The sequence below is a fragment of the Bradyrhizobium sp. genome (assembly GCF_019242285.1).
GTDB lineage: Bacteria > Pseudomonadota > Alphaproteobacteria > Rhizobiales > Xanthobacteraceae > Bradyrhizobium.
The window spans coordinates 1-2,330 of the sequence record NZ_JAFAVV010000478.1; the positions used below are offsets into that span (position 1 = coordinate 1).

Annotated in this window: 2 protein-coding genes; both read left to right on the forward strand. The window is 63.7% G+C overall.

Going from position 1 to position 2,330, the window contains the following annotated elements:
• On the forward strand, positions 1–1,677 hold a 1,677-nt coding region (locus JOY90_RS18985), incomplete at its 5' end, for a bifunctional sugar phosphate isomerase/epimerase/4-hydroxyphenylpyruvate dioxygenase family protein (protein WP_291692648.1).
• A gap of 28 nt (positions 1,678–1,705) precedes the next feature.
• Positions 1,706–2,330, forward strand: a 625-nt coding sequence (locus JOY90_RS18990) for an AraC family transcriptional regulator (protein ID WP_291692649.1), incomplete at its 3' end; no start/stop codon positions are given.

Consider the following 2,330-nt stretch of genomic DNA (forward strand, 5'->3'; position numbering starts at 1 on the left):
GATTTCGAGGGCTTTGCCGAGCCGCAACGCTCGCGCGGCTTCGCCCGCGCCGAGCGCAAGTTCGACCTGATGCAGGAGCTTCAGACCGACCTGCTGCTGATCTGCAGCAACGTCTCGCCGGCCGCGCTCGGCGGTATCGACCGCGCCGCCGATGATTTTCGCGAGCTCGGCGAGCGCGCCGGCAAGCGTGGCCTGCGGGTCGGCTACGAGGCGCTGGCCTGGGGCCGTCATGTCAACGACTATCGTGACGCCTGGGAGATCGTGCGCCGCGCGGCGCATCCAGCGATCGGAATCATCCTCGACAGCTTTCACGCGCTGGCGCCGAAATTCCCGGTCAACGCGATCCGCGCCATCCCTGCCGACAGGATTTTTCTGGTGCAGCTCGCCGACGCGCCGCGGATCGAGCTCGACGTGCTGTCCTGGAGCCGGCACTTCCGTTGTTTCCCGGGACAGGGCGACCTGCCGGTCGCGGAATTCATGGAAGCGGTGGCGGCCACCGGCTATGCCGGGCCGCTGTCGCTGGAAATCTTCAACGACCAGTTCCGCGCCGGCTCGCCGTCGCGCACCGCGATCGACGGCCTGCGCTCGCTGATCCTGCTGGAGGACCAGCTTGCCGCGAAGTTTCCAACCGCAGCGGCCGAGGCGCTGAAACCAAAGGCGCAGACGCGCGGCGCCGGCTTCATCGAATTCGCCGTCAACGAGACCAAGGCGGCCGAGCTCGCGAACCTGTTCGGCCAGCTCGGCTTCCGCAACACCGGCATGCATCGGAGCAAAGCCGTGGAGCGATGGTCGCAGGGCAAGATCGAGCTCGTCATCAATTGCGAGCCCGAAGGCTTTGCGCATTCGCATTACATCACCCACGGCCCCGGCGTCTGCGCCATCGGGCTCGATGTCGACGATGCCGGCCAGGCGATGGCGCGGGCTGAAGCCTTGAAGGCCAGGGCGTTCTATCAGCCGGTCGGGCCGGGCGAACTGGAAATCCCCGCGATCCATGGCGTCGGCGGCAGCCTTCTCTATTTCCTCGACACCGGCGGCAAGAACTGGGACACCGATTTCGAGATGGTTGTAAGCGACGCGGCCACCGACCGGCTCACCGCGGTCGATCACATCGCGCAGTCGATGCCCTACGACGAGATGCTGTCGTGGCTGTTGTTCTACACCGGCATCCTCGATCTCGATCGCATGCCGCAGGTGGAAGTGCCCGATCCGCGCGGGCTGGTGCAGAGCCAGGCGCTGATCAACCGCGCGCGGGACCTGCGCATCGTGCTGAACGGCTCGGCGGCGACGCGGACCTTGTCGGCGCGCTTCATCTCGGAGTTCTTCGGCTCCGGCGTGCAGCACGTGGCGTTCGCATGCACCGACATTTTTGCCGCTGTCGCCGACATGCGCGCACGGGGCGCGGGCTTCCTGGAAATTCCCGACAATTATTACGACGACATCGAGGCCCGCTACGGCCTCGACGATCAGACCATGGCGGCGCTGCGCGAAAACCGCATCCTGTACGACCGCGAAGGCGAGGGCGAGTTCTTCCAGGTCTATACCCATATCTTCGACGAGCGCTTCTTCTTCGAGATCGTCGAGCGGCGCAATTACCAGGGCTTTGGCGCTGCCAATGCCGGCATCCGCCTCGCCGCCCAGGCCCGCGAGGTGCGGCCGCTGCACCTGTCGAGCCTGTGAGGCGACTACGAACTTCGTATCAATCTCGATGACCAAGCTTGGACCGAACGAAAAAATCTATCCCATCGTCAAGATCGCGACGGTGGTGGACGCGCTCAAGGACGAGGGCGTTTCAGCCAAGGAGGCGCTCGCAGGACTTCATGTTTCCGAGCGGCAATTGGGCTCACCGGAAGCCCGGGTTTCTGCAAATCAGGTTCTGGAAGCCTATCGCAATGCCATCAGGCTTTCCCCAAATCCGCATTTTGCCTACGCGACCGGCTCGAGGTTCCATGTCTCGACTTACGGCATGTACGGCTTTGCGATCCTTTCGAGCACCGACTTCCGCCGAACCATGGCCTTTGCTGTCGAATATCACCAGCTCGCCGCACCGCTCGTGGACGTCCAATTCCTGGAGCAGGACAAGGCTGCTGTCTGGACCATGACTCCAGTTCCGTATCCGCAGGTTGATGCGGCCCTCTATAAGTTCATTGTTGAGCTCCAGGCCGGTGTCCATGTGTCGCTGCATCGCGATGTCATGGGATCATCGTTCTCCGCGTCGGGTCTGGATTTCACGTTCGGCCGGCCTCGGGGGACGAAAAGGGACATCGAGGTCTTTGGCTGCCCGGTGCGCTACGGGCAACCCGAAAACAGGCTTCATTTCGACGCGCATTGGT